Annotated in this window: 29 protein-coding genes; 12 read left to right on the plus strand and 17 right to left on the minus strand. The window is 74.5% G+C overall.

The window, feature by feature from the left end:
- Positions 1–27: 27 nt before the first annotated feature.
- Complete coding sequence (locus K7640_RS26450) at positions 28–942, minus strand: ADP-ribosylglycohydrolase family protein (protein ID WP_222957636.1); 915 nt, start codon at positions 940–942, stop codon at positions 28–30.
- 73 nt (positions 943–1,015) lie between these two features.
- On the opposite strand from K7640_RS26450, the gene K7640_RS26455 reads away from it, so the two are divergent.
- Both K7640_RS26455 and K7640_RS26460 read left to right on the plus strand, forming a co-directional pair.
- On the plus strand, positions 1,016–1,705 hold the full coding sequence (locus K7640_RS26455) for a response regulator transcription factor (protein WP_222957637.1): 690 nt from the start codon (positions 1,016–1,018) through the stop codon (positions 1,703–1,705).
- A 29-nt stretch (positions 1,706–1,734) separates the two neighbouring features.
- Positions 1,735–3,132, plus strand: coding sequence for an ATP-binding protein (locus K7640_RS26460; protein WP_222957638.1), 1,398 nt, complete (start codon positions 1,735–1,737; stop codon positions 3,130–3,132).
- Between the two features lie 267 nt (positions 3,133–3,399).
- On the opposite strand, the gene K7640_RS26465 is transcribed toward K7640_RS26460, so the two are convergent.
- Positions 3,400–4,425: an adenosine deaminase gene (locus tag K7640_RS26465; protein ID WP_222957639.1), complete on the minus strand. Its 1,026-nt coding sequence runs from the start codon at positions 4,423–4,425 to the stop codon at positions 3,400–3,402.
- Positions 4,422–5,219, minus strand: a complete 798-nt coding sequence (locus tag K7640_RS26470) for a trans-aconitate 2-methyltransferase (RefSeq protein WP_222957640.1) — start codon at positions 5,217–5,219, stop codon at positions 4,422–4,424. The genes K7640_RS26465 and K7640_RS26470 overlap by 4 nt, the downstream gene beginning before the upstream one ends.
- 86 nt (positions 5,220–5,305) lie before the next feature.
- On the opposite strand from K7640_RS26470, the gene K7640_RS26475 reads away from it, so the two are divergent.
- Both K7640_RS26475 and K7640_RS26480 read left to right on the plus strand, forming a co-directional pair.
- Positions 5,306–6,289, plus strand: coding sequence for an aldo/keto reductase (locus K7640_RS26475; protein WP_222957641.1), 984 nt, complete (start codon positions 5,306–5,308; stop codon positions 6,287–6,289).
- A gap of 76 nt (positions 6,290–6,365) precedes the next feature.
- Positions 6,366–6,560 carry a hypothetical protein gene (locus K7640_RS26480; RefSeq protein WP_222957642.1) on the plus strand — a complete coding sequence of 65 codons (195 nt, stop codon included), beginning with the start codon at positions 6,366–6,368 and terminating at the stop codon, positions 6,558–6,560.
- A gap of 153 nt (positions 6,561–6,713) precedes the next feature.
- Here K7640_RS26480 and K7640_RS26485 read toward each other — a convergent pair whose 3' ends face one another.
- The 7 genes from K7640_RS26485 to K7640_RS26515 form a co-directional block, all read right to left on the minus strand.
- Positions 6,714–6,917: a cold-shock protein gene (locus K7640_RS26485; protein WP_007075740.1), complete on the minus strand. Its 204-nt coding sequence runs from the start codon at positions 6,915–6,917 to the stop codon at positions 6,714–6,716.
- Between the two features lie 288 nt (positions 6,918–7,205).
- Entirely contained in the window at positions 7,206–7,478 is a 273-nt protein-coding gene (locus tag K7640_RS26490) for a DUF4235 domain-containing protein (RefSeq protein ID WP_222957643.1), read from the minus strand.
- A complete protein-coding gene (locus K7640_RS26495) occupies positions 7,475–7,816 on the minus strand; it encodes a DUF3618 domain-containing protein (RefSeq protein ID WP_222957644.1) in 342 nt (113 codons plus the stop codon). Before K7640_RS26495 ends, K7640_RS26490 begins: the two co-directional genes overlap by 4 nt.
- A complete protein-coding gene (locus K7640_RS26500; RefSeq protein WP_222957645.1) occupies positions 7,813–8,247 on the minus strand; it encodes a phage holin family protein in 435 nt (144 codons plus the stop codon). Before K7640_RS26500 ends, K7640_RS26495 begins: the two co-directional genes overlap by 4 nt.
- 734 nt (positions 8,248–8,981) lie before the next feature.
- Positions 8,982–10,178, minus strand: a complete 1,197-nt coding sequence (locus K7640_RS26505; RefSeq protein WP_222957646.1) for a mechanosensitive ion channel family protein — start codon at positions 10,176–10,178, stop codon at positions 8,982–8,984.
- A 76-nt stretch (positions 10,179–10,254) separates the two neighbouring features.
- Complete coding sequence (locus K7640_RS26510; RefSeq protein ID WP_222957647.1) at positions 10,255–11,076, minus strand: DUF1206 domain-containing protein; 822 nt, start codon at positions 11,074–11,076, stop codon at positions 10,255–10,257.
- Positions 11,077–11,152: 76 nt separating this feature from the next.
- Positions 11,153–11,509, minus strand: coding sequence for a hypothetical protein (locus tag K7640_RS26515; protein ID WP_222957648.1), 357 nt, complete (start codon positions 11,507–11,509; stop codon positions 11,153–11,155).
- An 89-nt stretch (positions 11,510–11,598) separates the two neighbouring features.
- Between K7640_RS26515 and K7640_RS26520 the strand changes: the two genes are divergently transcribed.
- Positions 11,599–12,825 (plus strand): cysteine desulfurase-like protein, encoded by a 1,227-nt coding sequence (locus K7640_RS26520; protein ID WP_222957649.1) that lies wholly within the window; start codon positions 11,599–11,601, stop codon positions 12,823–12,825.
- Positions 12,822–13,109: a GNAT family N-acetyltransferase gene (locus K7640_RS26525; RefSeq protein WP_222957650.1), complete on the plus strand. Its 288-nt coding sequence runs from the start codon at positions 12,822–12,824 to the stop codon at positions 13,107–13,109. Before K7640_RS26520 ends, K7640_RS26525 begins: the two co-directional genes overlap by 4 nt.
- Positions 13,110–13,221: 112 nt before the next feature.
- Here K7640_RS26525 and K7640_RS26530 read toward each other — a convergent pair whose 3' ends face one another.
- Positions 13,222–14,715, minus strand: coding sequence for a glycoside hydrolase family 3 protein (locus K7640_RS26530; protein WP_222957651.1), 1,494 nt, complete (start codon positions 14,713–14,715; stop codon positions 13,222–13,224).
- Between the two features lie 188 nt (positions 14,716–14,903).
- On the opposite strand from K7640_RS26530, the gene K7640_RS30435 reads away from it, so the two are divergent.
- Complete coding sequence (locus K7640_RS30435; protein ID WP_255609993.1) at positions 14,904–15,026, plus strand: hypothetical protein; 123 nt, start codon at positions 14,904–14,906, stop codon at positions 15,024–15,026.
- Between the two features lie 80 nt (positions 15,027–15,106).
- Positions 15,107–16,057 (plus strand): TIGR03557 family F420-dependent LLM class oxidoreductase, encoded by a 951-nt coding sequence (locus tag K7640_RS26535; RefSeq protein ID WP_222957652.1) that lies wholly within the window; start codon positions 15,107–15,109, stop codon positions 16,055–16,057.
- A gap of 53 nt (positions 16,058–16,110) precedes the next feature.
- Here K7640_RS26535 and K7640_RS26540 read toward each other — a convergent pair whose 3' ends face one another.
- The gene (locus K7640_RS26540; RefSeq protein ID WP_222957653.1) at positions 16,111–16,863 is read right to left on the minus strand and encodes a TetR/AcrR family transcriptional regulator; all 753 of its coding nucleotides are present in this window, start codon (positions 16,861–16,863) and stop codon (positions 16,111–16,113) included.
- An 87-nt stretch (positions 16,864–16,950) separates the two neighbouring features.
- Positions 16,951–17,793: a class I SAM-dependent methyltransferase gene (locus K7640_RS26545; protein ID WP_222957654.1), complete on the minus strand. Its 843-nt coding sequence runs from the start codon at positions 17,791–17,793 to the stop codon at positions 16,951–16,953.
- A 113-nt stretch (positions 17,794–17,906) separates the two neighbouring features.
- On the opposite strand from K7640_RS26545, the gene K7640_RS26550 reads away from it, so the two are divergent.
- Both K7640_RS26550 and K7640_RS26555 read left to right on the plus strand, forming a co-directional pair.
- Complete coding sequence (locus K7640_RS26550) at positions 17,907–19,538, plus strand: ATP-dependent DNA helicase RecQ (RefSeq protein WP_222957667.1); 1,632 nt, start codon at positions 17,907–17,909, stop codon at positions 19,536–19,538.
- Positions 19,539–19,604: 66 nt separating this feature from the next.
- Positions 19,605–20,108 (plus strand): hypothetical protein, encoded by a 504-nt coding sequence (locus K7640_RS26555; RefSeq protein ID WP_222957655.1) that lies wholly within the window; start codon positions 19,605–19,607, stop codon positions 20,106–20,108.
- 102 nt (positions 20,109–20,210) lie between these two features.
- On the opposite strand, the gene K7640_RS26560 is transcribed toward K7640_RS26555, so the two are convergent.
- Positions 20,211–21,806 (minus strand): MFS transporter, encoded by a 1,596-nt coding sequence (locus K7640_RS26560; protein WP_255609994.1) that lies wholly within the window; start codon positions 21,804–21,806, stop codon positions 20,211–20,213.
- An 80-nt stretch (positions 21,807–21,886) separates the two neighbouring features.
- Between K7640_RS26560 and K7640_RS26565 the strand changes: the two genes are divergently transcribed.
- Together K7640_RS26565 and K7640_RS26570 are read left to right on the plus strand one after the other, a co-directional pair.
- Complete coding sequence (locus K7640_RS26565; protein ID WP_222957656.1) at positions 21,887–22,660, plus strand: TetR/AcrR family transcriptional regulator; 774 nt, start codon at positions 21,887–21,889, stop codon at positions 22,658–22,660.
- Between the two features lie 53 nt (positions 22,661–22,713).
- Entirely contained in the window at positions 22,714–23,700 is a 987-nt protein-coding gene (locus K7640_RS26570; RefSeq protein WP_222957657.1) for a helix-turn-helix domain-containing protein, read from the plus strand.
- 323 nt (positions 23,701–24,023) lie between these two features.
- Here K7640_RS26570 and K7640_RS26575 read toward each other — a convergent pair whose 3' ends face one another.
- The 3 genes from K7640_RS26575 to K7640_RS26585 form a co-directional block, all read right to left on the minus strand.
- Positions 24,024–25,007, minus strand: a complete 984-nt coding sequence (locus K7640_RS26575) for a DNA topoisomerase IB (protein WP_222957658.1) — start codon at positions 25,005–25,007, stop codon at positions 24,024–24,026.
- Positions 24,991–25,944 carry a glycosyltransferase family 9 protein gene (locus tag K7640_RS26580; RefSeq protein WP_222957659.1) on the minus strand — a complete coding sequence of 318 codons (954 nt, stop codon included), beginning with the start codon at positions 25,942–25,944 and terminating at the stop codon, positions 24,991–24,993. Before K7640_RS26580 ends, K7640_RS26575 begins: the two co-directional genes overlap by 17 nt.
- The coding region (locus K7640_RS26585) for an SDR family oxidoreductase (protein WP_222957660.1) at positions 25,941–26,216 on the minus strand (276 nt) is incomplete at its 5' end. The genes K7640_RS26580 and K7640_RS26585, both read right to left, overlap by 4 nt.

Here is a 26,216-nt window from a genome sequence, read left to right on the forward strand (position 1 = left end):
AGGCCGGGACCAGCGCGGCGGGCCCGGTCAGCCGAGCCAGTCGGGCAGCGGTTCCCGGGCGGCCAGCCACCCCGCCGGCACGCCGCCGGGGGTGCCGATGCCGGCGTACGCGGCAACCACGGCGCCGGCGATGGCGGCGGTGGTGTCGACGTCCCCGCCGGCCTCGACGCAGGCCCGTACCGCCGCGGGATAGTCGTCCAGGTGGGTGGCCGCCACCCAGAGGGTGAACGGGACGGTGTCCTGGGCGGTCACCCGCGAACCGTTGCCCAGCGCGTCGACCGCGCGCGGCAGCGGGCCGCCGAGCAGCGTCGCCGCGCGGCGTACCCCCTGGTGGACGTCGCCGGTGGGGTCCAGCGCGGCGGCCACCGCGGCGAGCAACCGGGCCGGCGCCGGGCGGTCCCCCGTCAGCCGGGCCCGGGCGGCCAGCGAGGCGGCGACCGCGACCGCCACCGCCCCGGCGATGCCCTCCGGATGGGCGTGGGTCACCTCGGCGGAGGCCCGGGCCTGGTCGGCGGCGCGGCGGGTGGAGTCGGCGAACCAGGCGCCCAGCGGCCCGACCCGCATCGCCGCCCCGTTGCCGCAGGAGCCCTGCCCCTCGAAGGCGGACGCGGCGGCCACCGGCCAGGGGGTGCCGGCGCGGATCAGCTCCAGGATCCGCACCGCCCCGGCGCCGTAGCGCCGGGCCGGGTCGTAGCGTCGGGCGAACGAGTCGGCCAGGGCGTCCCGGTCCACCGCGCCGGTCTCGGCCAGCACCCGCAGCACCGAGCAGGCCATCTCGGTGTCGTCGCTCCACGGCCAGGGGCCGGCCGGCGGCTCGCCCCACGGGGCCGCCGGCTGCCCGGGGACGAAGAAGGTCGCGCCGAGGGCGTCGCCGACCGAGAGCCCGGCCAGCGCGTCCCGGGCCAGCGCCGCGCGGGTGTCGGGAAACAGGGTGAACGTCATCGCTTTCCCAGCTTGCCGGGTCGCGGGGAGTGCCGCAACGCGATCAACTTGCCACGCGAAGTACGGTCTTGACGTGGCCACCGTGCTCCTGGTCGAAGACGACCACGTCGTCCGCGGCGCGATGCTCCGCTCCCTCACCGACCGGGGGCACGCCGTGCACGCCGTGGGCACCGCGCTGGACGCGCTGCGCCGGGTCGCCGCGGAGACACCCGACCTGGTGGTCCTCGACCTGGGCCTGCCCGACCTGGACGGGTCGGACGCGCTGCGGATGCTGCGCGGCATCACCGACGTCCCGATCATCATCGCCACCGCCCGCGACGACGAGCAGTCGGTCGTCCGGCTGCTGCGGGCCGGCGCGGACGACTACATGGTCAAGCCGTTCACCGGGGCGCACCTGGACGCCCGGATCACCACCGTGCTGCGCCGGGTCGGCCGGGCCAGCCGTACGGTGCAACCGGCCGTGCACACCGTCGGTGGGCTGCGGGTGGACGTCGGTGAGCGCAGCGCGGTGCTCGACGGGGAGCCGCTGGCGCTCACCCGCAAGGAATTCGACCTGCTGGCGTATCTCGCCGCGCGACCCGGACGGGTAGTGTCCCGCCGGGAACTCTTGGAGGAGGTATGGCGGCAGCCGTCGGTCGGCGAGGACCAGACCATCGACGTTCACCTGTACTGGCTCCGGCGCAAAATGGGCGAGTCCGCGGCGAAGCCCCGCTACCTGCGCACCGTGCGGGGGGTGGGTTTCCGGCTGGTGGCCCCCGACTGAGGACGGCGCTGGCCGGGCTCACGGCCGGCATGTGCAGCCTGGTCGCCCTGGCCTTCCTCGTCCCGCTCGGGATCAGCCTGCGCAACGAGGCCCGCGACGAGCTGCTCGCCGACGCCGGCCGCCGGGCCGCCCTGGTCACCGGCGCGCTGGCGGTCAGCAGCGAACCGGCCGCCGTCCGCCGGGCCGTACAGGCCAGTGGCGACTCCGCGGAGACCCGCGCGGTCGTGCACGGCCTGGCCGACGCGCCGGCCGGGCGGGCCGGCGAGGCGGACCTGGCCCGGGCCCGCGAGGACCGGCGGTCCGTGGTCACCGACGTGCCCGGCGGGGTGGTCCGGCTCGACCCGGTGGTGCTGGGCGACCGGGTCGCCGTGATCGAGGTGTTCGTGCCGGAGGACCAGCTCGACGAGGGCGCCGGGGGCACCTGGTTGCTGCTGGCGGCCGTGGCGGTCGCCCTGGTCGGCGCGTCGGTGGTGGTGGTCGACCGGGTCGCGGCCCGCGCCGTCGACGCCACCGGGGAGCTGGTCCGGGCGGCGCGCGCGCTGGGCGACGGTGACCTGGGCGTACGGGTGACGCCGAGCGGCCCCCGGGAGCTGGCCGAGGCGGGCCACGCCTTCAACCGGATGGCCGACGGGATGGTGTCGGCCCGCTCCGACGAGCGGGAACTGGTGGCCGACCTCTCGCACCGGCTGCGTACCCCGCTGACCGCGTTGCGGCTGGACGCCGAGGCGCTGGAGTCCGACGACACGAGCATCGGCACGTTCACCGAGGCGGAGCTGGACCGTCGGCGCGGCATCCGCCGGATCCGGCAGGCCATCGCCACCCTGGAGGGCGAGGTCGACCAGTTGATCAAGACCACCCGCAAGGCGGTGACCCACGAGGCCGCGACCGGCAGCTGCGACGTCAGCGAGGTGGTCCGGGAGCGGATGGTGTTCTGGTCGGCGCTCGCCGGCGACCAGCAGCGGGCGCACCGGGTGACCGGCGCCCAGCTGCGCATCCCCGCCCCGGTGCCGCGGGCCGAGCTGGCCGCCGCGCTGGACGCGGTGATCGGCAACGTGTTCCGCTACACCCCGCAGGGCACCGCGTTCGAGGTGGCGGTGTCCCGCCGCGACGGCTGGGTGGCGATCCGGGTCGACGACGCCGGACCGGGCATCCCCGACCCGGACCGGGCGCTGCGCCGGGGCACCAGCGACCGCGGTTCGACCGGTCTGGGCCTGGACATCGCGAAACGGGTCGCGTTGCAGGCCAACGGTTCGGTGAGCATCGACCGGGCCCGGCTCGGCGGGGCCAGCGTGGTGATGCTGCTCGCCGACCCGGACGCCACCCCTCGGCAGGTGAGCCGGTTCGGGCTGGTGGGGCGGATGGCCCGGGAGGCGCGGGAGCAGAAGACCGGCCGGCGCTGGCCCCGGCAGCGCGCCGAGGACGGCTGAGCCGGTGAGCGCGAGGAACGAGCCGGGTCGCCAGCCCGCGGTCGCGAACGACGCAAGCGCGACGGTTGTGCCCGAACGCAAGTCTTCCTTAGATCCGGGTTAACCCCGGCGGCGTACCGGCCGGGAGCTGACAGGATCAGATCCGAACCCATCAGTTCCGCCGGCCACACGCCCCGTTCCATCCAACGGCCGGTGGGGCGCGCGCGGCGGGAGTCGGTCCCCCCACACCTGACTCCCGCCGCGCGCCACTCCACACCCGCGCCGGGCTCAGCGCCCGTTCGCCGCCAGGTACGCGTCGATCTCCCCGCTGATCCGGGCCTGCTCCGCCGGCTCCAGGAACGACGCGGTCACCGCGTCCCGGGCCAGCCCGGCCAGCCCCTCCGGTCCGACCCCGAGCAGCTCGGCGGCGACCGCGTACTCGTCGTTGAGGGTGGTGCCGAACATCGGCGGGTCGTCGGAGTTGATGCTGACCAGCACCCCGGCGTCGACCAGTTGCCGCAGCGGGTGCTCGGCGAGCGTGGCCACCGCCCGGGTGCGCACGTTGGAGGTGGGGCAGACCTCCAGCGCGATCCGGTGCTCGGCGAGGTGGGCCAGCAGTTCCGGGTCCCGGGCCGCGGAGATGCCGTGCCCGATCCGCTCGGCGCCCAGGTCGCGCAGCGCGTCCCAGACGGTCTGCGGGCCGGTGGTCTCCCCGGCGTGCGGCACGGACCGCAGGCCGGCCGCCCGGGCCTGGTCGAAGTACGGCTTGAACTGCGGCCGGGGCACCCCGATCTCCGGGCCGCCGAGACCGAAGCTGATCAACCCGTCGGGGCGTTCGGCCAACGCGATCCGCAGCGTCTCCTCGGCGGCCGGGAGGCCGGCCTCGCCGGGGATGTCGAAGCACCAGCGCAGCGCGATGCCGAAGTCGGCCTCGGCCCGCTTGCGGGCGTCCTCGATCGCCTCGCAGAAGGCGGGCGCGGGGATGCCGCGGTGCACGTGCGAGTACGGCGTGACGGTCAGCTCGGCGTACCGGACCTGCTGACGGGCCAGCTCGCGGGCCACCTCGTGGGTGAGGATCCAGACGTCCTCGGGGTCCCGGATCAGGTCGACCACGCTGAGGTAGACCTCGATGAAGTGGGCGAAGTCGCGGAACGCGAAGTAGTCGGCGAGCTTGTCCGGGTCGGCCGGGACGGGGCTGCGCCCCTCGTGCCGGGCGGCCAGCTCGGCGACGATGCGGGGCGAGGCGGAGCCGACGTGGTGCACGTGCAGCTCGACCTTGGGCAGTCCGGCGATGAAGGTGGGCAGGTCGGTCACGGGTTCTCCTCTGCGCGGGCGCCGGTACGGGCCACCACGAAGATGCGGCGGAACGGAAAGTACACCCGACCCTGCCGCACCGGGTACGACTCGGTGAGGGCGGCCCCCAGCTCGGCCCGAAAGTCGGACCAGTCACCGGCGTCCAGCGCGGCCCGCACCGGACGCAGCGCGGTCCCCTCCATCCAGGCCAGCACCGGGTGGTCCGCGCCGGTGGCCGGCAGCAGGTGCAGGTAGGTGGTCTCCCAGGCGTCCACCGCGCAGCCGGCTTCGGTCAGCAGGGCCGCGTAGCCGACCGGGTCGGCCACCGGGGCCGCGCGCAGCAGCGGGGCGACGGTCGCCGCCCAGCGCGGCCGGGCCGCGACCTCGCGCAGCGCGCGGTGCGACGGCGCGTCGAAGTTGCCGGGCACCTGGCAGGCGAGCCAGGCGCCGGCGGGCAGCTCGGCCGCCCAGCGGGTGAGCAGTTCCCGGTGGCCGGGGACCCACTGGAGGACGGCGTTGCAGATCAGCACGTCCAGGTCCGGCTCCGGGCGCCAGGCACGGACGTCGCCGACGGTGAAGGAGATCGGCTCGGCCCGGGTCAGGGCGCGGGCCCGGTCGATCATCTCGGCGGAGGAGTCCAGGCCGCTGATCCGGCTGCCCGGCCAGCGGTCGGCGAGGGTGGCGGTCAGTGTGCCGGGACCGCAGCCGAGGTCGACCACCGCCCGGGGGCGCTCGGCCGGCACCCGGGCGAGCAGGTCGTGGAAGGGGCGGGAGCGCTCGTCGCCGTAGCGCAGGTAGGTGCTCGGATCCCACATGACATTCTCCAAACCGTACGTACGTCTTGCTAGACCGTAGCGGCCCGACGCGCGTCCGGGCAACCAGATCATTAAGCTCGGTGGCTATGGAACAGCGCAGCTTCGACCGGCTCGGGCGTCGGGTGGGTGTCGTCGGCCTCGGCGCCTGGCAGCTCGGTGGCGACTGGGGCCAGGTCAGCGAGGACGCCGCGATGGACGTCCTCGCCGCCGCCGTGGACGCCGGGGTCACCTTCCTGGACACCGCCGACGTGTACGGCGACGGCCGCAGCGAGCAGCTGATCGGCCGGTTCCTGCGTGGGCGCCCCGGGCACGGGCTGACCGTCGCCACCAAGATGGGCCGCCGGGTCGACCAGGTGCCCGAGGCGTACACCCTGGACAACTTCCGGGCCTGGACCGACCGGTCCCGGACCAACCTCGGGGTGGACACCCTGGACCTGGTCCAGCTGCACTGCCCGCCCACTGCGGTCTTCGCCGACGACCGGGTCTTCGACGCCCTCGACACCCTCGTCGCCGAGCAGCGCATCGCCGGCTACGGGGTGAGCGTGGAAACCTGCGAGCAGGCGCTGACCGCGATCGCCCGCCCCGGCGTGGCCAGCGTCCAGATCATCCTCAACGCGGTCCGGCTCAAGCCCCTCGACCGGGTGCTGCCCGCCGCCGCGGCGGCCGGGGTCGGCATCATCGCCCGGGTGCCGCTGGCCAGCGGCCTGCTCTCCGGCCGCTACGACGAGCGCACCACCTTCCCCGCCGACGACCACCGCAACTTCAACCGGCACGGAGAGTCGTTCGACGTCGGCGAGACCTTCTCCGGCGTCGACTACGACCTCGGCCTGGCCGCGGTACGCCGGCTCGCGCCGCTGGTCGGCGACGGCCGCACGATGGCCCAGTTCGCGTTGCGCTGGGTGCTCGACCAGCCGGGCGTCACGGTGGTCATCCCCGGCGCCCGCGACGCCGAGCAGGCCCGGCGCAACGCCGCCGCGGCCGGGCTGGCGCCGCTCACCGACGTCGAGCAGGCGGCCGTGCGCGACACCTACGACGAGCTGATCAGGCCGCAGGTGCACCACCGGTGGTGAACACACCGCGTCGCGTCCCCGCCCGGCGGGTCCGCGCACCGCATGCTGGACCGGCACGGGCACGGAGGGAGGAACGATGAAGGGCTGGCTGCCGCTCACCCTCGGCCTGCTCGCCATGGTCGTCGGGGCGGTGTGGACCGTCCAGGGCCTCGGCTACGTCGAGGGCAGCGTGATGACCGGCCAGCGGGTCTGGGCGGTCATCGGACCGGTGCTCGTCCTGGTCGGACTGGTCGTGCTCTGGCTCGGGCTGCGCTCGCGTCGCCGCTCCTGAAGCGAGCCCGTGGCTCTCTCGTCGCCGCTCCTGAAGCGGGCCCCGCGGCCCGGGCCCCGGAACGCTGAAAGCCCCGCGTCCGGGGAGGACACGGGGCTTGACATCAGTCCGGAGCCGCACCGTCGAGCGCGACGGCGGACCGGATCTGCTTGCTCAGATGGGGCGGACCTGCTCGGCCTGCGGACCCTTCTGACCCTGGGCGATCTCGAACTCCACCCGCTGGTTCTCCTCCAGCGTGCGGTAGCCGCTGGTCTGGATGGCCGAGAAGTGGACGAACACGTCAGCACCCCCGCCGTCGACGGTGATGAAGCCGAAGCCCTTGTCTGCGTTGAACCACTTCACGGTTCCCTGCGCCATGTGTATCTCCTTCTAAAACTGGCGGCCTAGCACGCCGGCGCGGCCGATTGGCCGTTTTCGAGCAGCGGCGCCGGAGGCGGCCCCCGGTGAAGGAGACTTCTCTCAACCCACGCCATCTCTCAACAGCGTGGAACAGCAAACCACGTACGCAAAAACTCTGCACAGCCTACCCGACGAAATTCTCCGACATGTGACCTGACGGTTGCCCAAAGCGGCTGTGCGGACGGCGGCGACAGGCGAAAGACCCCCCGCCCGACAACGGCGGCAGGGGGTCTTTCGGCGCGGCTGTCAGTCCGGCCAGTGGCCGGTCAACCGGCGTACCCCGACCGCTCCGCCGCGGTCCACGGCCGCCCGGACCACCGCGAAGATGGCGCCCTGCAGGGCCGCCGCGGCGAGGATCTCGCCCCACCGGCGGTCCTCGTCGGTGGCGCTGGGGGCCTCCCCGTCGCCGGCCGTCACCGTCCACACCTTCCGGAAGATGGCCCCGGCCAGGGTGCCGGCCGCGATACCGAGCAGCACCCCGACGGGGCGGTACGCCGCCTTGCCGATCTTCGAGCTCACCGACGCCTCCCCCGTACGATCAACAGCACGATCATGGTGGCCACGGCGCCCGCCGCCACCGCGGCCCACGGCGCCGGGCCGCTGCGCAGGGCCACCTTCCCCTCGTCCGCGTGCACTCGCACGGACTGCGCCTGCCGCGTCGCCTGGCCCCGCACCCGGGCCACGGTCTGCGCGGCCTGCCCCCGCACCCGGTCCTTCGCCTGCTCGGCCGAGGACCGCAACCGGGCCTTCACGTCGGCCTTGGCGGCCAACAGCTCCATCGTCTCACCCAACTCCACCCGGGTCCGGCGGATCTCCGCACGGAGCGCCTCCAGGTCACCGGTCCCGTTGCCCGTCATGCCCGCCTCCCGTCCTTCACCGCGGCGGTGACGGTGTCCACGTCCGCCCGGACGCTACGGACCGCCGCCTCCGGCACTGGCGGGACGGCACGGCTGACCTGCTTCTTGCCGACCAGCGCGAGAACCCCGGCGATCAGGAAGAGCACCACCGCCACGATCAGGGCGGCCAGCCACGCGGGCATCACCAGCGCCAGCAGCAGGATCACCGTGGCGACCAGCGCGCCCGCGCCGTAGAGGGCCATCACCCCGCCGCCGCCGAACAACCCGATGCCGATCCCGGCGTGCTTGCCCTTCTCGGTCAGTTCCGCCCGGGCCAGCGCCAGTTCGTCCCGCACCAGGCGGGAGACCTGTTCGGTGGCCCGCTGCACCAGCTCGGCGGTGGACGGCTCGCTCCCGGTCCGGGACGCGCTGCGACTCGCGACGTCAGCCATGCTGTCCTCCTTTCATCATCACCGCGCTGTATGCCCGGAGTCGCCGCCCGTCAATCCTGACGCGGGGCGTGCGCAGCAATCCCCGGGAAACGGGCCGCCAAACGCCCCGCCCGCCACCGATCCGCCCGCTCCGGCCGCTTCGGCCGCGTACGGGCCAACGCGCCCGGCCGCCGGAGGTCACGCACCGACCCGGCAATCCCCCCGCCGCCGGGCCCGGCGGCGCGGAGTGCGGTGGGCGCGGCCCGGGGAGGCACGGCCGGGTAGGCGCCGCGCGGCCCGGGGGCCCCGGGGTGGCATGGCCGGGGGTAGGCGTGGCGGGTCAAGCGACACCATCCAGTGCGTTGACCGACGTCGGGGGGTGCGCCGGGCAGCCTACGAACTTGATGTCGTAAACGAATCACCGTGCGCGGAGTAGCAACCGGATGGCGGGATTCCGCTGCCACCCTGATTCGTCTACGACATCAAGTTGGTAGCTTGCCCACCGACCACCCCGAGGGCGTGCGGCATTGGGGCGACATCCGCCCAGGGCGCATGCGGCCGACGAGGGCGCTACACGCCGGGCGCACGGCAAGGGGCATCCGCCCGGCGCGCATCGCCTGCGGGCCGCTGATCGCCCCGCTCGCCCGCGCCGCCCCGCTCCGCCCGCGCCGCACCGCGTTGCCCCGCGCCGCGCCGCGCCGCTCCGCCCGCTCGCACCGCCGCCCGCCGACGGCGACTCGTGCGGTAACAGCGGCTCAGCGCCGGGCGTCGGCGTGGTCCTCCGGGCCGATGAACGCCTCGCTGCGGGCATCGCCGTCGTCGCTGCCGCCGAAGACCCGGGCGTCGTCCGGCATCTCCGCCTCGGCCCGGCGACGGACCGGGCGGCGCGGCTGCACCCACTGCCAGGGCAGTGAGCCCGAGGAGTCACCCAGCTCGGCACGCACCCGGGGCATCGCGGTCGGCCGGTTGTCCCGGATCCAGCCCACCAGGTGTTCCCGGACCAGGCAGCGCAGGTCCCAGAGGCTGCCCGCGTCGGCCGCGCTGACCAGCGCGCGTACCTTGACCATCCCGCCGGTGGCGTCGGTGACCTGGAGCACGCAGACCCGGCCGTCCCACAGCTCGGTGCCCTCCACCAGCCGGCGCAGCTCCTCGCGCATCGCCTGCACCGGGATCGCCCAGTCGACGTCGAACTCGGCGGTGCCGAGCACGGCCGCCTCGGTCCGGGTCCAGTTCTGGAACGGGGTGCTGGTGAAGTACGAGGTGGGCAGGATCAGCCGCCGGTCATCCCAGACCTGCACCACCACGTAGCTGAGCGTCAGCTCCTCGATCCGGCCCCACTCGCCCTCGACCACCACCACGTCGTCCAGGCGTACCGCGTCGCTGAAAGCGAGCTGGAGGCCGGCGAAGACGTTGCCGAGCAGGCTCTGCGCGGCCAGCGCGGCCACCACACCGACGACACCGGCACTGGTCAGCACGCCGGCGCCGATGCCCCGTACCGCCGGGAAGGTCATCAGCATCACGCCGAGGGCGAGCACCACGATCACCGCGATGGTCAGCCGGCGCAGCAGCACCACCTGGGTACGGACCCGTCGGGCGTGCCGGTTGTTCGGCACGTCCACCCGGAACCGGGCCAGCGCGGTGTCCTCCACCACCACCAGCAGCGAGGCGACCAGCCAGGCCGCGGCGGCCACCACGGCGAGCACCAGGGTGTGCAGCACGATCTGCCGCCAGGGGGTGCCCACCGCGTACAGGGTGGTGAAGCGCACCGCGAACTGCACGGCGAGGATGGTGACGGCCACCTGGAACGACCGGTGCGCGTGCTCGGTGAGCTCGGTCAGCAGCAACGAGCGGCGGCCGAGGCGGCGCATCACGCGGTGCACCACCTCCACCACCAGCAGCGCGATCGCCGCCGCGCCCAGCGCGGCGGCGATCGTGGTCAGGTAGCTCTGCACAGCGTCCTCCTCCGGCCGGGCACCCGGTTTCGGGCAAAGGCCCAATGGTGCCCGGCGGATGTCGCATCGACCAGGCTCAGACCTTGCGGTAGCGGGACTGGACGAAGCAGTAGACGCCGAACGCGGCGATACCGAGCGCCATGAGGGCGAGCAGCACCGGGCCGTAGGACTGGTCACGCAGGGTACGCAGGGCGGCGTCCAGGCCGCGGGCCTTCTCCGGGTCGTAGTTCACCGCGGCCACGATGATCAGCACACCAGTGATGGCGAAGACGGTGCCCCGGGCGGCGTACCCGGCCATGCCGAGCCGGCGGGTCAGCCGCAGCGTCTTCGGGTTCATCTGCTCGGTCTTGAGGTTGCGCAGGAACTTCTTCTTCAGGCCGTAGACGACCATGCCGACGCCCACGGCGGCGAGGACCAGGCCGGCCAGCCCGACCAGCCACCGGCCCCCGTCGGAGGACATCAGCTTCTCGGAGAAGGCCTGCTGCTGGTCGGAGGAGTTGGAGCTGGCGTCCTGGAAGACCTTGATGGCGGTCCAGGCCAGCCAGAGGAAGATCACGGTACGGACCCCCGAGACGACCCGCTCGAAGATCCGTTCCTTGCCGCGCTTCGTCTGGTGCCCGACGATCGCCTCCAGCGCCTGCCAGATGGCCATCGCGATCAGGCCGACCGCGATCACGATCAGCAGGAACTTGCCCAGCGGCTGTTCGCCGAGGGTCCGCAGCGCACCGTTCTGGTTGCCCTCCTCGCCCGAGTTGCCGAAGGCGATCTGCAGGGCCAGCCAGCCGAAGAGCAGGTGCACGATGCCGTAGCCGATGAAACCGGCCCGGGTCAACAGTTCGAGCCACCGACTGTTCGCCGCCTGGGCGGCGGTGGCTTCAGCATTACGGGTAACCGACATGGCGCCTCAATCTCCGAACGCGAAGATTTCCAAACGTGCCCACCCGGTCCGGCGGGCGCGGCGCCACCTGCCCGTACTACCGGGAAACCCGGATCTGAACCTGCTCGTCGGTGACGCTCTCCAGGCTGACCGAGAGGTCCCCCGCCGAGGCGGCCTGCTGGCCGACGGTCAGCGAGAGCTGCTCGCCGGCCACCTCGACGGTGACCTGGTCACCCTGGGCGCCGACCAGTTTCGCCTCGACGCCGAGGATGGTGGCGCTGGCCTCGACGCCGCGCTCGAAGGTGATCGTGCAGGCGTCCAGCCCGCAGTCGGTGGAGGCGCCCTGGGAGCTGCATCCGGCGAGCAGGGCCGCGCCGAGCACCAGGCCGGCCAGCAGGCCGCCGGCCCGTCGCGCGGCGGGGGCGAACGAGGGGAGGAACGGTCGGTTCGTCACGGGGCAAGGGTACGAGACGCCCGCCGGCCGGTCACCAGTCGGATGATCATCTTTTTCGGACCGTCGGGTCGGCGGGTTAGGGTCCCGGCATGCCGTACGACGTCGCCCGGGTCCGGGCCGCCTACCCCGCGCTGGCCGAGGGTTTCGCCCACTTCGACGGTGCCGGCGGCACCCAGACCGCCGCACCGGTGATCGACGCCGTCGCCGGTGCGATGCGGGGCGCCACCGGCAACCGCAGCACCGCCTTCGCGCCCGGCCGCCGCGCGTTGGAGCTGGTCGCCGGCGCCCGGGCCGCGGTGGCCGACCTGCTCGGGGCGGAACCCGCCGGGGTGGTCCTCGGGCCGAGCGCCACCGCGCTGACGTACACCCTGGCCCGCACCCTCGGCGCGACCTGGCGGCCGGGCGACGAGGTGGTGCTGTCCCGGCTGGACCACGACGCGAACGTACGCCCGTGGGTGCAGGCCGCCGAGGCGGCCGGCGCCACGGTGCGCTGGGCCGAGTTCGACCCCGACAGCGGCGAGCTGCCCGCCGGCCAGTACGCCGATCTGGTCGGCGCGCGCACCCGGCTGGTCGCGGTGACCGCCGGCAGCAACGCGATCGGCACCGTGCCGGACGTCGCGGCGATCGCCAAGACCGCGCACGCCGCCGGCGCCCTGGTCTGCGTGGACGGGGTGCACTCGGTGCCGCACGGGCCCACCGACCTGGCCACGCTCGGCGCGGACTTCCTGGTCACCAGCGCCTACAAGTGGTCCGGCCCGCACCTGGCCGCGATGGTCGCCGACCCGGCCCGGTGGGCGGCGCTGCGGCCGGCGAAGCTGCTGCCCTCCGCCGACGCGGTGCCGGACCGGTTCGAGTTCGGCACGCCGAGCTTCCCGCTGCTGGCCGGTGTCACCGCGGCGGTGGACCATCTGGCGTCGCTGGACCCGGCGGCGGCCGGTGACCGGCGGGCCCGGGTGCGGGCCGGGCTGACCGCCGCGCAGGCGCACGAGGAGGCGGTCTTCGACCGGCTGCTCGCCGGCCTGGCCGCGCTGCCCGGGCTCACCCTGCTCGGTTCGCCGGCCCGGCGCTGCCCGACCGTCTCGTTCCGGCTGGCCGGGCTCTCCCCCGCCGACACCGCCGCCGAGCTGGGCGCGGCCGGGCTCTGCCTGTCGCACGGCGACTACTACGCCTACGAGTACTTCCAGCGGATGGGGTTGCGGGCCGACGGCGGCGCGGTGCGGGCCAGCGTGTACCACTACAACACCGTCGAGGAGGTCGACCGGTTGCTGGCCGAACTGGCCAGGATCGCCACCCGTGGGGGGAGAATGGCCCGGTGAGCTTCCTGGTCGAGGAGAACCCCGCCAAGCACCGGTTCGAGATCCTGGTCGACGATGCCCTGGCCGGGTTCACCGCCTACCTTCCCCGGGGCGAGGTGCTGATCTTCACGCACACCGAGGTGGACGCGAAGTTCCGGAACATGGGGGTCGGCGCGGCGCTGATCCGCGGCACGCTGGACCAGATCCGGGCCCGCGGCGGCCGGGTGGTCCCCCGGTGCCCGTTCATGGCCAGCTTCATCGAGCGCCACCCGGACTACGCCGACCTGGTCGTCCCGGCCGCCTGACGGCCTCCGCGGTCCGGGCCGGGCTCAAGGGGCGCGGTGCGGCGTTCGGCGGCGACCCCGGTCACCGACTGAGGGACGCGGTGCGGCGTTCGGCGGCGGCTCGGTCACCGGCTCAGGGCGCGGTGAGGCGTTCGGCGGCGGCCCGGGCGCCGGCCCGGGTCGCGCCGTGCGTGGCGACGTGCACCGCGCCGGTGACCAGGTGCGGGACGCCCAGCTCGACCACCACCGCGTCGGGCCGGACGGCCAGCGCCCGGCCCACGGCCGCCCGCATCCAGTCGTGCCGGTGCAGGTCGCGGACCACCAGCACCAGCGGGCGGCCGGCGGCGCCGGCGGTCGGGTCGGCGGGCGTGTCGTCGTGGGCGTACCGGGCCGTGGTGGTGCCGGGCAGCAGCTCGGCGAGCGGGGCGGCGACGCCCCACGGGGTCTGCGGACCGATCGCGATGTTGTGCGGCGGGACGAACTCCACCACGTGCGGCGGCCGGGTCAGCGGCAGCGCGTCGGCGCCCTCCGGTGCGACCGTCACCCGGACCGCCCGGCGGGCCGCCACCAGTCCGATCGCCGGCTCGGCCGAGCCATCGACGCGGGCCGAGCCGTCGGCGCGGGCGGCCACCGTCCAGGCGGCGAGCTGGCCGACCCGCTTGGCGGCCTCGGCCAGCCGCTCCTCGGGCAGCTCACCGGCGCGTACCGCGGTCACCAGGGCGTCCCGCAGCGCGCGGACGGTCTCCTCGTCGGCGTGCTCGCCGCCCACGCAGATCGCGTCCGCCCCGGCGGCGAGGGCGCGCACGGCCGCGCCGGTCAGGCCGTACCGGTCGGCCACCGCGCGCATCTCCACCGCGTCGGTCACCACCACGCCCTGGAAGCCGAGCTCCTCGCGGAGCAGCCCGCCGAGCACGTACGGGCTGAGGGTGGCCGGCAGCGCGGGGTCCAGCGCCGGCACCAGCAGGTGGCCGGTCATCACCGCCTGCACGCCGGCCGCCACCGCGGCCCGGAACGGCACCAGCTCACCGGCGCGCAACTGTTCACCGGTGGCCTCGATGACGGGCAGGTCGTGGTGCGAGTCGACCCGGGTGTCGCCGTGTCCGGGGAAGTGTTTGGCGCAGGCGGCCACCCCGCCGGCCTGCAGGCCGCGGACCCAGGCGGCGGTGTGCCGGGCCACCAGGGCCGGGTCGGCCCCGAAGGAGCGCACCCCGATCACCGGGTTGTCCGGGTTGGAGTTGACGTCGGCGTCCGGGGCGTAGTTCAGGGTGACGCCGGCGGCGGCGAGGTCGGCGCCGAGGTCGCGGGCCACCGCCTCGGTCAGCGCCGGATCGTCCACCGCGCCGAGGGCCAGGTTGCCCGGGCGGGAGCTGCCCCGGGCCGACTCGATCCGGGTGACGTCCCCGGCCTCCTCGTCGATGGCCACGATCACGTCGGGACGTTCGGCGCGCAGCGCGGCGGTCAGCGCGGCGAGCTGTGCCGGGTCGACCACGTTGCGGGCGAAGAGCACCACCGCGCCGAGCCCGTCGGCGAGCCAGCGCCGGACCCAGGGCGGCGGGGTGGTGCCGACGAACCCGGGTTGCAGGACGGTGGCGGCCAGCCGGGCCAGCTCGCGTTCCGGGAAGCTCACGCCGTCCCCGTCCCCGCGTACCGAGCGGTCACCGCATCGTCCATCGCCCACCGTCCCCGTACGCTCGCCGGCCACCGTCCGTCACCCGCCGGTGGCGGGCACGTGCCTGCCATGGTCACACCCGGGCCGGCTAACAGTCAAGAAACCTTACTGTTTCGTCGGCAGGGCCGGCGTGAAAGAGTGCGGGCATGGCATCCCCGCTGCTCGCCGACGCCACCAGCGCAGCCGACATCCCCGGCGTACGCCTGCTCGGCCTGGTGGTGGGCGGCCTGTTCCTGCTGATCGCCATCCGGGCGATGTTCAAGCGCTGATCCCCGGCGGCGGTTCGAGCCGACCCGACGGGGTACCGCCCTTCGGGTCCGGCACGCGGACGCGACGAGGGGAACATGAGATGAGGATCGGCTACTTCCTGTCCAGCGAGGAGTACACCCCGGCGGAGCTGCTGGCGCAGGCCCGTGGCGCCGAACAGGCCGGGTTCGAGGCACTGTGGATCTCCGACCACTACCACCCCTGGGTGGACGCCCAGGGCCAGAGCCCCTTCGTCTGGTCCACCATCGGGGCGCTGAGCCAGGTCTGCACGCTGCCGGTGACCACCGCGGTGACCTGCCCGACGGTCCGCATCCACCCGGCGGTGCTGGCCCAGGCGGCGGCGACCAGCGCGGTCCTGCACTCCGGGCGGTTCGTGCTCGGCGTCGGCTCGGGCGAGGCGCTCAACGAGCACATCTTCGGCGACGCCTGGCCGCAGGCCGACGTGCGGCTGCAGATGCTGGAGGAGGCGGTCGAGGTGATGCGCGAGCTGTGGGCGGGGGGCTTCGTCAACCACCGCGGCCGGCACTACACCGTCGACCACGCCCGGCTCTACACGCTGCCGGAGACCCCGCCGAAGGTGTACGTCTCCGGCTTCGGGCCGAAGGCGATCGACCTGGCCGCCCGGATCGGCGACGGCTACGTCAGCACCATGCCCGACGGTGACATGGTGCGCCGCTTCCGGGACAACGGCGGCGGCGACAAGCCGTGCCAGGCCGGCTTCAAGGCGGCGTACGCCGACAGCGAGGAGGAGGGCGTGCGGATCGCGTACGAGAAGTGGCCCAACGCCGGGGTGCCGGGCGAGCTGTCCCAGGTGCTCCCCTCGCCGCGCCACTTCGAGCAGGCCGCGCAGCTGGTGCGGCCGGAGATGATGAAGGAGTCCTTCGTCTGCGGCAACAGCGCCGACGCGCACCTGGAGATGATCGACAAGTACGCCAAGGCCGGCTTCGACGAGGTGTACGTGGCCAACACCGGCCCGAACTGGGCCGGCCTGTTCGACCTCTACCGCCGCGAGGTGCTCCCCCACCTCCGCTGACGGTGCAAGGAAGGGCACCTTGTTAACGCATTCGGTAGCGGAAGGGCCCCCTGTTAACACGTGGCGCCGCCCGGCCCGGCGACCGGCAGGCCGGCGGGTGGCGGGCCGGGCAGGCCGGCGGGTGGCGGGCCGGGCAGGCCGGCGGCCGGCGGGCCGGGCAGGCCGGCGGCCGGCGGGCCGGGCAGGACGCCGTGCAGCAGCGTGGCGACCAGCGCGTCCACCAGCTCGGGGGCGGGCTCCGGCGGCGCGCCGGCCGGGTCGAGCAGCCGGCCCAGGATCAGGTCGTGGCAGACCCCGACGACCAGCGTGGCGACGGCCTCCGGACTGGCCGTGGCTGCCATCCGGCCGAGCGCCCGTTCCGCGCGGACGTAGTCGGCCAGTTCCTCGCGCAGCCACTGCCCGCCCCCGAGCGGAGTGGGCAGGTCACCGAGGCGGGCCAGCAACTTCGGCTGGGTGGGCAGGCCGGCGAACGCCGGCAGGATCGCCGCGTGCAGCGCCAGCGCGCGATCGACGTACGCCCGCAGGTTCGCCTCGACGGTCCGCTCCCCCGCCCGCGGCGGCGCGTCCTGCTGCCCCGCCTCGACGGCCCGCAGGTGCGCGTCCAACGCGTACGCGAGCAGCTCCTCCTTGTCGGCGAAGTGGTTGTAGAGCACGCCGTCGGCCACGCCGGCCTCCCGGGCGATGTCGCGGACGGTGAGCCCGGCGGTGCCGCGTTGCGCGACGAGCCGGCCGGCGGCGGCGATCAGGTGCGCCCGCAGGCTCTGCTCGCCGCCACCGCGCAGCGCGGCCGCTCTTCTCGGGGACATCATCGGCATCCTAGGCAAGGCTGTTCGCCGGAGGATCCGTCCACCGGCCAGCGGTGTTAACAAGGGGCCCCTGCTCTACCGGAGGCGTTAACAAGGGGCCCCTCCTTGCATCCGGGCGGTTACCAGCCAGGCTGTGGCGCGCAGGCGTACGGCGTCGGGGTGCTGGTAGGGCCGGAGGGCTTCGACCAGCGCGGCGCGGGCCCGGGCCGCGGTGGCCGGGTCGACCCGGTCGAGTTGGTGGCGGATCGGGCCCCAGCCGGCCAGGAAGCGGCCGGCGTCCACCGCGTCCCGGCCCCAGTGCGCCACCGCCTGCACCGGGACGCACTCGATGCCGGTGAAGCCGGCGGCGGTGAGCACCCGCGCGACGACCGCCGGATCGGCCAGCGAGAGCGGCTCGGCGGCGCCGGTCCCGTCGGTGCCCGACGGCGGCAGCTGCGCGGCGAGGGCGCCGAGCACCGCGCCGAGGTCCCCGCGGTGGAAGTCGTCGAGGCAGACGAACGCGAGCCGGCCGCCCGGCCGCAGCGCCCGACCGATGTTGCCGAAGGCGGCGACCGGATCGGCGAAGAACATCACCCCGAAGCGGCTCAGCGCGACGTCGTAGGCGGCGGCCGGGAACGGGTGCACCTGGGCGTCGGCCCGGACGAACTCCACAGTCGACACGCCCTCCTCGACCGCCGTGGCCCGGGCCCGGTCGAGCATCGGCGCGGAGAGGTCGACGCCGACGGCGTGGCCGGCCCGGGCGGCCAGCCGGGTCAGCTGGCCGGTGCCGCAGCCGACGTCGAGCACCCGGTCGCCGGGGCGTACGGCGGCGAGCAGGAGCTCGTTGAACCCGGCGTTGACCGCGTCGTAGCGGTCCTGGTGGTCGGCCCAGTGCCGCCCCTCGTAGCCGTTCCACGCCTCGGCCTGGTGGGCGTTGACCAGCGTCTCCATGCGACCCTCCGTGATGAACGCTTGTTCATGAACGCTCACTCATAATGCCCCCGCGAATCGCCGCGGTCAATGCCGGTTTCGTCCGGTCGGCCCTCGGGTACCTGCGCCCACTGATGAAGCTGTCCACGAACGCCACGACACTGCGCCGCGCCGCGAAGAACCTCTTCGGCTGGACCACGCTGCGGCCCAACCAGCTCGCCGCCATGCGGGCGGTGATGAAGCGACGCGACGCGCTGGTGGTGCTGCCCACCGGCGCCGGCAAGTCGGCGATCTACCAGATCCCGGCCAGCCTGATCCCCGGACCCACGGTGGTCATCTCCCCGCTGCTCGCCCTCCAGCAGGACCAGATCGCCGCGCTCAACGAGCGGCAGCGTCCCGAGCTGCGGGCGGTGCGGATCAGTTCGGACGAGACCGCCGCGCAGCAGGCGCAGGCGATCGCCGAGATCCGCGACGGGCGGGCCGAGTTCCTCTTCATCACCCCGGAGGCGCTGAGCAATCCGGACCGGATGGCCGAGGTACGCGAGCTGAAGCCGGCGCTTGTCGCGATCGACGAGGCGCACTGCATCTCGGCCTGGGGGCACGACTTCCGGCCGGACTACCTGGCCCTCGGTCACCTCATCGAGGGCCTCGGCCGGCCGCCGGTGGTGGCGCTGACCGCGACCGCCTCACCGCCCGTACGCGACGACATCATCTCCCGGCTGCGGCTGCGCGACGCCGAGGTGGTGGTCTCCGGGCTGGACCGGCCCAACCTCTTCCTCGAGGTGGCATACTGCCCGACCGACGACTACCGGTGGCGCCGGCTGACCACGCTGCTGCGCGAGGACGGGCGGCCGGGCATCATCTACGTGCCCACCCGGCGGGCCGCCGAGGAGCTGGCCGGCAAGCTCACCGACGCCGGCTTCCCGGCGCAGTTCTTCCACGGCGGCATGCCCACCGCGGCCCGCCACGAGCTGCACGAGGCGTTCCTCGCCGACCGCGTCCCGATCATGGTGGCCACCTCCGCGTTCGGCATGGGCATCGACAAGCCGAACATCGCCTGGGTGGTGCACATGGCCCTGCCCGACTCCCCGGACAGCTACTTCCAGGAGATCGGCCGGGCCGGACGCGACGGCGAGCAGGCCCGGGTGCTGCTGCTCTGGCGCGCCGAGGACGTCGGCCTGCAGCGCTACTTCTCCGGCGGGCTGCCCGACCAGCAGGAGCTCCAGGAGCTCGCGGCGGTGCTGCGCAAGCAGCCCCGGAACAAGAAGGAGCTGCGCGAGCTGACCGGGCTGGGCCCACGCAAGCTCGGCCAGTACCTGTCGCTGCTGGAGCAGGTGGGTGCCGCCGAGCCCCGCGCGAAGCAGCGCATCGGCGCCCCCCGGTACGCCCCGACGCCCGCCGACTCGGCGCGGGCGGCCCTGGCCGAGGCGGAGCGCCAGCAGGCGGTCACCCGGTCCCGTACGGACATGATGCGCGCCTTCGCCGAGACCACCGGCTGCCGCGGGCAGGCCCTGCTGGCCTACTTCGGTGAGCAGATGAGCCAGGTGTGCGGGCACTGCGACAACTGCCACGCCGGGACGAGCACCGCCGACGACGGCGCGGTCGGACCGTTCCCGGTGCACAGCCAGGTCCGGCACCCGGAGTGGGGTGCCGGCCTGGTGCTCAACTACGAGGAGGACCGGATGACGGTGCTCTTCGACGAGGTGGGCTACAAGACGCTGTCCGTGCGCGTGGTGTCCGAACAGGGCCTGCTGACGCTGGACTAGCCTGAGCCGGGTCGGCCGTCCGGCCGGGCCAGCTGACCGTGACATCTGTGCTGAGGAGGCTTTGCCGTGATCGAGCAGCCGGCGTACACCGGGTTCGGCTTCTCCGACGAGGAGTGGGGGCTGCTGGTCGGCCTGCCGCAGGCGGTGGTGACCGCCGCGAGCGCCGCGGAATCCGACGGCACCCGCCGGACGATGGCCGAGAACGCCGCCGGGATGGAGACCATCTCCGCCGGCCGGGAGTCGGCCAGCCCGCTGGTCGCCGCGGTCGCCGGTGAGGTCATCTCCCGGGTCGGCGACCCGGAGGCGGGCGCGGAGCTGCCGGTGATCTCGCCGCCGGACCCGGCGGCCATGATCGACGACGTGTTGGCCCGGGCCGGCGAGGCCGCCGCCCTGTTGGCGGCGAAGGTGGACGAGGGCCAGGGCGGGGCGTACCGGCACTGGCTGGTGGAGATCGCCGAGCAGGTGGTCGGCGCGGCCTCGACCGGCGGCCTCCTCGGCATCGGTGGCGACGTGGTCAGCGACTCCGAGCGGCGGTTCCGCGACCGGCTCTCCCAGGTGCTCAACGACTGATCCCACCGGGCGTTCATCGCGCGTGATACCGCAGCGGCAGCACATGCCCGCTGCGGTATCACGCGCGTTTCCCTGCGTCCGCCGGGCGGGAGGCGGCCCGGGTCAGGCGGCGGGTGGGCCCGCCGGCGCCAGCGCGTCCGTCCCGGTGGGGGCCCGGCCGGCGGGCGGCTCCGCCGCCGGCACCCGGGCGCCGCGCAGCACGGCCACCGCGAGCGCCGCGGCCAGCAGCATCATCAGCGCGGCCACCACCGCGGCGAGGTGCAGCCCGTCGACGAACGCCGCGCGGGCGGCCCGCAGCACGGCGTCGGCCGTGCCCGACGGCAGCCCCTCGGCCGCCGCCAGCGCGCCGCCCAACGTCTCCCGGGCCGCCCGGACCGTCTCGTCGGGCAGGCCGGCGGGCAACCCGTGCACCACCTCGCGGTGGTAGACGGCCGCGCCGACGCTGCCCAGCACGGCCATGCCGAGCGCCCCGCCCAGCTCGCTGCTGGACTCGGTCAGCGCCGAGGCCACCCCGGCCCGCTCCGCCGGCGCGGCGCCCAGCACCAGCTCGGTGACCAGGGGCATCACCAGCATCGCGCCGGCCGCGCAGACGGCCGCGCCGAGCAGCAGCAGCCACAGCGGCGACTGTGGCGTCACCCGGGTCAGCAGAGCGAAGCCGCCCGCAGCGACGACGAAGCCGGCCGCGATCAGCCAGGCCCGCTCGATCCGCCGGGCCAGCGCGGTGGCGGCCGGGGCGACGCCGCCGACCACCAGCGCCGGCAGCACGCTCCACAGCGCCGCGCGCAGCGGGCTGAGGCCGAGCACCGACTGCAGGTGCTGGGTGGTGAAGATGGCGAAGCCGACCAGGCCGAACATCACCAGCAGGTTGACCCCGAGCGCGCCGCCGAAGGCCCGCCGGCGGAACAGCGCCGGGTCGATCATCGGGTGCGGCCGGGTCCGCAGCCGGTGCACGAAGGCCGCGCCGACCAGCACCCCGGCCACGATGGCGGCGCCGCGCGGGGGTGACCAGCCGTCCCGGGCGATCTCCTTGACCGCGTAGATCACCGGCAGCAGCGCGGCCAGCGAGAGCACCGCGCCGAACAGGTCGAACGGGCCGGCGGCCGGGTTGCGGAACTCCGGCACCAGCAGCGGGACGAGGAGCAGGAGCAGCAGCATCGCCGGGATGTTGATCAGGAAGATCGAGCCCCACCAGAAGTGCTCCAGCAACAGGCCGCTGAGCACCGGCCCGACGGCCACCCCGCCGGTCAGCACGGCGGTCCAGATGCCGACCGCGGTGCCCCGCTGCCGCTCGTCGCCGAACATGTTGCGGACCAGGGCCAGCGTGGACGGCATCAGCGTCGCCCCGCCCACGCCGAGCAGCGCCCGGGCGGCGATCAGGGTGGTGGCGCTGTCGGCGTACGCGGCCAGCAGCGACGCCGCGCCGAACGCGAGGGCACCGATCAGCAGCAGGCGGCGCCGCCCGATCCGGTCACCGAGCGCGCCCATCGTGATCAGCAGGCCGGCGAGCATGAACCCGTAGCTGTCGAAGATCCAGAGCTGCTGGGTGGCCGTGGGCCGCAGCTGCTCGGTGATGGCCGGGACGGCGAAGTAGAGCACCGACACGTCCATCGAGACCAGCAGCAGCGGCAACATCAGCACGCCGAACCCGGCCCATTCCCGCCGGCCGGCCCGTCCCGGCGCGACCCCCATGTCCGTCATGATCCGCACCCTTCTGCGTATGCCATACGCTTCATTGCGTAGACCATACGCAGAAATATGATGGCGGGCAAGGAGGAGATGTGGACGCGACGACGGACAGTCAGGCACCGGCGCTGCCCCCGGCCATCGAGGCCGCCTGGGGGCTGCGGGGCCGCCCACCGAAGGGCCCCCGCCCCGGGCTCACCCTCGCCCGGATCGTCGAGGCCGGGGTGCGGATCGCCGACGCCGAAGGGCTGGTCGCCGTCTCGATGGGCCGGGTCGCCAGGGAACTCGGCGCCGGCACCATGGCCCTCTACCGGTACGTCGGCGCGAAGGACGAACTGCTCACCCTGATGGTCGACGCGGCGTACGGGGCACCGCCCGGGGCCGCGGACGACGGCCCGGACTGGCGGGCGGGGCTGGCCCGCTGGGCCTGGGCCGACCGCGGCGTGCTGCGCCGGCACCCGTGGATCCTGCGGGTGCCGATCGCCGGGCCGCCGCTGACCCCCAACTCGCTGGCCTGGCTGGAGGACGGCCTGCGCTGTCTGGCCGACACCGCCCTGGCCGAACACGAGAAGCTGTCGGCGATCCTGCTGCTCACCGGCTACGTCCGCAACGAGTCCCTGCTGACCGCCCAGATCGCCGAGGGAACCCGGGCGGCCGGCGTCGCGTCCGAGGAGCTGATGCCCAGCTACCGGGCCCTGGTCGCCCGGGTCGCCGACCCGCACCGGTTCCCCGCGCTGAACCGGCTGCTGGCGGCCGGCGCGCTGGACCGCGCGGACGACCCCGACGAGGAGTTCGTCTTCGGCCTGGAGCGGGTGCTCGACGGGGTGGCCGCGCTGATCGACGAGCGCGGCCGGAGCACACCGCGCTGAGCGCGCCGACGGCGCCGGGTGAGAATGGAGGCCGGCGCGTGAAGGGAGGGACGATGAGCGGACTAGCCACCGAGACACTGGACACCATGCCGCTGGCGCCCGCCGACCGCTGGCCGTTCTGGCAGGCGATGACCGGCCGGGTGTCCACCCCGCTCTCGTTCCACAGTGAGCACGCCCACGACTTCCAGGGCGACGCCCGCACGGTCGACCTCGGCCCGGTGGGCCTGGTCCGGTTCCGCTACCAGTCGCTGACCTGCTGGCGCACCCCCCGGCTGATCCGGCAGACCGACCCGGAGATCTACCAGGTCGGCCTGGTCCTGGCCGGCGACACCACGGTCGGCGCCCGGCGGCGGAACACCGCCGTGGCCGCCGGCGACATGACCTTCATCGACTGGGGACGGCCACACGAGGTACGCCACATGGGTGGCCAGGGCGGCCGGTTCCCGGCCGCCTCGATCACCGCCTCCATCCCGCGCAGCCTGCTCCCCCTCGACGAGAACCGGGTGGACCGCCTCTCCGGCATCCGGATCTCCGGCACCGAGGGCACCGGCGCGCTGCTGGCCCAGCACCTGCACCGGGTCAACCGCCACCCCGAGCAGTTCCATCCGGCCGAGGCGCCGTACCTCGCCGACGTCACGATCAGCCTGGTCGCCAGCCTGCTGGCCCGGCAGCTCGACAGCGAGAGCTCCCTGCCGGCCGAGGTGCGGCAGCAGGTCACGCTGACCCGGATCCGGGAATTCGTGGACCGCCACCTCGGCGACCGTTCGTTGTCCCCGCGCACCGTGGCCGACGCCCACCACGTCTCCCTCCGTACGCTGCACCGGCTCTTCGCCGAGTCCGAGGACAGCGTCGCCGGGCACATCCGGCGGCGCCGGCTGGACCGGTGCCGGCGCGACCTCGCCGACCCGCTGCTCGCCGACCAGCCCGTCGGGACCATCGCCCGCCGCTGGGGCTTCACCGACCAGGCCCACTTCAGCCGCGCCTTCCGCGCCGCGTACGGGATGAGCCCCCGGGCCTGGCGGCACGGGCACCGGCGCTGATCCCCCGCTGGCCGCCGACGGCGGCTGGTCCCCCGGCCACCGGCGGGAAACGTGTCGACCACCGGCGAGGTGACGGGCGTGCGGCGGGGCCGGCGCGGATCGTCAACCTCGTGGCGTCCACGGTCAACTCCGGCCGGCGATAATCAATACGGGCCGAGGCCGGGTGACCGGTGCGGCCCCGCGTATCGGGGGCGTGGCGAGGCGCCCGCGGCCACGGCCGCGGGCGGCCTCGGCGCGGTGACGCCACCGACCGGCCGACCAGCCAGCGGCCGCTGCCGACTCCGGCCCCGCCGCCGATCCCCCAGGTTCCCCGGCGGGGCCGGTCAGGCGTCCTCCAACAGGGCCAGCACCCGCCGCTCGGCGTCCTCCCGGGGCGTCCCGGCCGCGATCTCCGCCACCACGCCGTCGTGGAACAAATCCACCACCCGCGGATCGACGTACGACGTCCGGGCCACCGTCGGGGTGTTGCCCAGCAGTTCGGCCACCGTCCGCATCACCGCCGCCACCGCCTTCTTCCGGCCGGTCGCCGAGCCGGCCGGTCCCGCCGCCGCCAACTCGGTCGCGGCCCGCACCGTGGCGTGCCAGGTGCGGAAGTCCTTGGCGGTCATCTCGCCGCCGCTGGCGTCGCGCAGGTAGTCGTTCACCTCGTCGCTGCGCACGTCCCGCCACGCCCGGCCGTCCCAGTAGCCGAAGAGGCGATCCTCCCGGCGGCGCCGACGCCGCAGGTTCATCAGCACCCGGCACAGCTCCGCGTCCTCGATCCGCCGTACCTGCTCCACGCCGCCCTTGGCGGGGAACTCCAGGACCACGCAGCCGCCCCGCGACCGGGCGTGCTCCGGGCGCAGCGTGGAGACCCCGTAGGTGGCCTCGTCGCCGACCGCGTACTGGTCGTTGCCGACCCGGAACATGCCCATGTCGAGCAGCCTCGCCACCGTGGCCAGCACCCGGAGCCGGTTGAGGCCCCGGCCGTCCAGGTCGCCGGCGACCCGTTCGCGCAGCTTCGGCAACCGGCGCGCCACCTCCAGCACGTGGTCGAACTTCGCCTCGTCCCGCTTGCGCCGCCACTGGGGGTGGTAGACGTACTGCCGGCGACCGGCGGCGTCCACGCCGATCGCCTGGATGTGCCCGTTCGGGTACGGCGAGATCCACACGTCCTGCCAGGCCGGCGGGATCACCAGCCCGTCCAGCCGGGCGATCTCCGCCGGGTCGCGCAGCGGCGCCCCGGCCTGGTCGACGTACCGCCAGCCCTCGCCCCGCCGCCGGCGGCCGTACCCCGGCCGGCCCGGATCGCTACGCCGCAACCGCACCGGAGACCCGCACCACCCGTTCCACGTCGGCCACGGCGGCGAGCACCGCGTCCAGCGGAATCGCCGCCATCGTCGCCGGGCCTGCTACCCCGCCGGACCGGCTCCATTCCTGGTCACCGCCCCACAGCACCCGATGCCGGGCCCGCTCCGGGGGCGGCCCCCAGCGGGCCGGCGGGACCGGCCCGAACAGCACCACCGACGGGGTGGCGTAGCCGGTCGCCAGGTGCGCCACCCCGGTGTCGCCGCTGACCACCAGCCGGGCGTGGGCCACCAGGGCGGCCAGCGCGCCGAGATCGGTACGGCCGGCGAGCACCGCGTCCGCCGGCAGCCCCGCCCCGGCCGCCACCCGGACCGCGAGCGCCCGCTCGTCCGGCGAGCCGGTGACCACCACCCGGTGCCCCCGGTCGGCCAGTGCCCGAGCCAGCGCGGCGAACCGCTCCGCCGGCCACCGCTTCGCCTCGATCTTGCTGCCCGGGTGCAGGACGGTCACCCCGGCCGGCTGGCCGCCCCGCGCGGGCCGGTGCAGCGCCAGGTTTGTGCGGTCGGCGGGGATGCCGTACCAGCCGAGCAGTCGGCACCAGCGGTCCACCTCGTGTTCGTTGGCCCACCAGGGCGGGCCGTCGTGGTGGTCGGCGTCGGGGTTGGTGAAGGCGAGCAGCCGGTCGGGTCGGGTGGCGGCGAGCATCCGGTGGGACTGGGGTCCGCGGCCGTGCAGGTTGACGGCGAGGTGCGGTGGTGGGGCGGGCTGGTCGAGTGGGCCGAGGTCGTCGGTGTGGATCTGGCGGTCCACCCCGCCGACGAGGTCGACCAGTGGGGCGAGCCAGTGGGGTGCGGCCAGGACCAGTTCCTGGTCGGGGTACGCGGTGCGTAGGGCGCGTAGCGCGGGGACGGCGGTGGCGAGGTCCCCGACGCCGAGCGCGCGCAGTACGAGGATCACGGGTAGGAGGTTTCCTGTTCGGCGCAGACGACCAGTTCGCGTACGGAGCAGCCGGGTGGTTGGGACAACGCGAACATGACGGCGGTGGCGGTGTCGGCGGGGTCGTTGAGGTTGGCGTCGGGTCCGGGTTTGTATTGGGCGTCGCGGTCGTCGAAGAAGGCGGTGCGCATGCCGCCGGGGATGAGCAGGGTGACGCCGACGGTGCCGGCGAGTTCGGCGGCGAGGGCTCGGGTGAAGCCGACCACCCCGAACTTCGCCGCGCAGTACGCCGT

This window comes from Micromonospora sp. PLK6-60, assembly GCF_019890675.1.
Lineage (GTDB): Bacteria > Actinomycetota > Actinomycetes > Mycobacteriales > Micromonosporaceae > Micromonospora.